The sequence below is a fragment of the Nocardia neocaledoniensis genome (assembly GCF_029868625.1).
Classification (GTDB): domain Bacteria; phylum Actinomycetota; class Actinomycetes; order Mycobacteriales; family Mycobacteriaceae; genus Nocardia; species Nocardia neocaledoniensis_A.
This window is the reverse complement of the sequence record NZ_JARWOJ010000284.1, coordinates 1-3118: the sequence shown is the minus strand read 5'-3', so window position 1 is coordinate 3118 and position 3118 is coordinate 1. Positions and strand designations below refer to the sequence as shown.

The following is a 3118-nucleotide window of genomic DNA, read 5'->3' as shown; positions in this document are numbered from 1 at the left end:
TCGGGGCGGGCGGGGGGCGGGGGGGGTTGCGGCCCGCCCCCCCCCCCCGCGGGGGGCAAAACCGCCCCGGGGGGTGTCCCCCCCCCCCCGGGGGGGCCGAGGCGGCCGAAACCGTGGTGGGGGCGTGGTCGGGGAGGGCGCGGTGAAGTAGGCCCCGCAGAATGGGCGGTCGCCCGAGTGACAGCTCGGCTGTCTTACAGCTCGCCCGGGGTCGGCTCGCGGGCGGGGAGCTGGGCGGTGATGATGTCGGAGACGTTCTGGATGGCGCCAGCGCCCGAGCCGTCGGGGACGGTCAGCGCGATGTAGGTCTCGCGGTCGACGGCGAACCAGGTGCCGACCTTGCCCACCTCGTCGCGGACCTGGAACCACTGCACGCCGTTGACGACCTGCAGCGGAGACGCCCGGTTGAATTCGAGGGGCCGGTCGAGGCCGCAGCGCAGGACGATCGGTTCGCCGCCGTCGGGGTGCTGCCAGGCGCGGGTGGCGGGCGGGGCCGGTTCGACGAGGGTCGATTTGGTGTAGTCGCCGAGTTCGGCGGGGAGTGCGGGCAGCAGGGCCTGGCAGGCGGGGCCGTCGGCCGCGGGGGCCGGGACGGGGCCGAGAGCGAGCGGCTCGCGCTCGACGGGGGCGCGCAGCGCGATGAAGGCCGCGACGAGCACGCCGACGATCAGCACGACCGGGAGCGCGACCGCGGTGGCGATCAGCGCGGGGGAGTAGGAGGTCGAGGCATCCGGATCGGCGCTCGGCGACGCGTCGCCTGGGCCGGTTTCGGGCTCCGGCGTGTCCGAGGCGGGCTTCGTCGTGTCGGCGGAAGGGTCCGCGGCTGGTGCCTTACCGTCCCGGTCGTCCGCCGCTGCCGGGTCCGACGAATCCGCCGCCATAACCGCCTGGTCCTCTCCGTTGTGTCCGATCGCCTCCGAAAGGGTACCGTCGTGGCGATTTCATCGGTCATCAGCACAGTGGGAAGGGGCCGGTCATCAGCGAGGACAGCCGTCCGCGGACGGTGCGTGAGCTGGGCGAGTTCGCGGTGATCGACCTGATCAACGCGGGCAGGGAGCAGGCCGCGCACGTGCTGCTCGGGCCGGGCGACGACGCCGCGCTGATCGCCGCGCCCGACGGCAGGTTCGTGGTGAGCACCGACATGCTCGTCGAGGGCAGGCACTTCCGGCTCGACTGGTCGAACCCCGTCGAGATCGGCCGCAAGGCCATCGCGCAGAACGCCGCCGACATCGTCGCCATGGGGGCGCGGCCCACCGCGTTCGTCGTCGCGCTCGGCTGCCCGGCCGACACGGCCGTGCCCGTGATCACCGGGCTCGCCGACGGGCTCTGGACCGAGGCGAGCCGGGCCGGTGGCTCCATCGCAGGCGGCGACCTGGTGCACAGCGAACAGCTGGTGATCTCGGTGACCGCGTTCGGTGATCTCGGTGGGCAGGCCGCCGTCACCCGCTCGGGTGCGCGGGTGGGCGATATCGTCGCCGTCGCGGGCGAACTCGGCTGGTCCGCGGCCGGGCTGGCCGTGTTGTCCGGCGGCGCCGACCTTTCCGCCCCCGCCTTCGCGCATGCCCTTGCCACGCACCGTGTTCCGCAGCCGCCCTACGCCGCCGTACTCGACCTGACCGGTGACGTCGCGCCGACCGCGCTCACCGACGTCTCCGACGGATTGCTCGCCGACCTGGGACATCTCGCCACGGCCTCCGGCGTCGCCGTCGACGTGCACAGCGACGCACTGGCCGATCCGGAATTGGCGGCGGTGGCGCGCGGGCTGGAAGCCGATGCGACGCAATGGATTCTGGCCGGTGGCGAAGATCACGCGTTCGCCGGGACCTGGCCCGCCGGCACCTCGCTGCCGCCCGGCTGGCGGCCGATCGGCGTGGTCGGCGCGGGCAGCGGCGTCACGGTGGACGGTGCCGAGCCCACCGGCGGCACCGGCTGGGAATCGTTCCGTGGGGCGGACGTCACACCCACCGGCCGGAAACGATAGGTTGTGCGGTCATGGGTGCCAAACCACTGTCGGAGATCATCGATCCGGGCTGGGCCCGGGCACTGGAGCCGGTCGCCGACCGCATCACCGAGATGGGCGAATTCCTGCGCGCCGAGAACGCGGCCGGTCGGGGCTATCTGCCCGCCGGGGAGAACGTGCTGCGCGCGTTCCGCCGCCCGTTCGACGCGGTGCGCGTGCTGATCGTCGGCCAGGACCCGTACCCGACGCCGGGGCACGCGATGGGACTGAGTTTCTCTGTCGCGCCCGATGTCTCGCCGGTGCCGCGCAGTCTCTCGAACATCTTCGCCGAGTACACCAAGGACCTCGGCTTCGATACCCCGAGCTGCGGCGACCTGAGCCCGTGGTCGGATCAGGGTGTACTGCTGCTGAACCGCGTCCTCACCGTCACCCCCGGCACGCCGGCCTCGCATCGCGGCAAGGGCTGGGAAGCGGTGACCGAGCAGGCCATTCGCGCCCTGGTCGCCCGCGACGAGCCGCTGGTCGCCGTGCTGTGGGGCCGCGACGCCGGCTCGCTCAAGCCCACCCTCACCGCCGCCGAGATCCCCTATATCGAATCGGCGCACCCCTCACCACTGTCGGCCTCGCGGGGATTCTTCGGTTCGCGGCCCTTCTCCCGGGTCAACGAACTGCTCGACGAACTCGGTGCCGAACCCGTCGATTGGCGGCTGCCCTGACCCGGGGCGTCGCCCGCACGAAAGAAAAATGATGAAGGAGCACAACCCGATGCACATCACCACCGTTCGCGCCGCCGTCGCGACCGCCGCCGTCGCCGCCGCCCTCACCGCGGGCGCCGCCTCGGCCAACGCGGCCGGACTGGCACTCGAGCCCTACAACGAGCAGGCCGCGCCGGTCGCCACCAGCCCGATCGGTGAGGAGTGGACCTCCACCGGCACCTCCACCATCTCCTCCGGCGTGAACGCGAAGGTGACCTGCTTGCTGCAGAACACCTTCAGCGCTCTCGGCGCGCAGTGCTGATCGGCGGCTGGTGCCGCGGGGTTTCGGCCTCGTGACCTCGTCGCCGAGGGGCGATACTTCGCCTTCGGCGTTACGTCTCGCCCCTCGGCGACGAGGCGGCCGAAACCCGTGGGGATCAGCTGAGTCCCAGGTAGTTCGGCT

The 3118-nt window shown here is 72.5% G+C and carries 4 protein-coding genes; 3 read left to right on the top strand and 1 reads right to left on the bottom strand.

Annotated features, from left to right (window positions below):
* Positions 1-194 precede the first annotated feature (194 nt).
* Entirely contained in the window at positions 195-881 is a 687-nt protein-coding gene (locus tag QH270_RS21680) for a DUF3515 domain-containing protein (protein ID WP_280345452.1), read from the bottom strand.
* Positions 882-943: 62 nt separating this feature from the next.
* On the opposite strand from QH270_RS21680, the gene QH270_RS21675 reads away from it, so the two are divergent.
* The 3 genes from QH270_RS21675 to QH270_RS21665 are packed head-to-tail and all read left to right on the top strand — an operon-like array spanning position 944 to position 2977.
* A complete protein-coding gene (locus tag QH270_RS21675; RefSeq protein WP_432420401.1) occupies positions 944-1981 on the top strand; it encodes a thiamine-phosphate kinase in 1038 nt (345 codons plus the stop codon).
* Between the two features lie 11 nt (positions 1982-1992).
* The gene (locus QH270_RS21670) at positions 1993-2676 is read left to right on the top strand and encodes a uracil-DNA glycosylase (protein ID WP_110035927.1); all 684 of its coding nucleotides are present in this window, start codon (positions 1993-1995) and stop codon (positions 2674-2676) included.
* 49 nt (positions 2677-2725) lie between these two features.
* Positions 2726-2977 (top strand): hypothetical protein, encoded by a 252-nt coding sequence (locus QH270_RS21665; protein WP_280345448.1) that lies wholly within the window; start codon positions 2726-2728, stop codon positions 2975-2977.
* Positions 2978-3118: the final 141 nt, after the last annotated feature.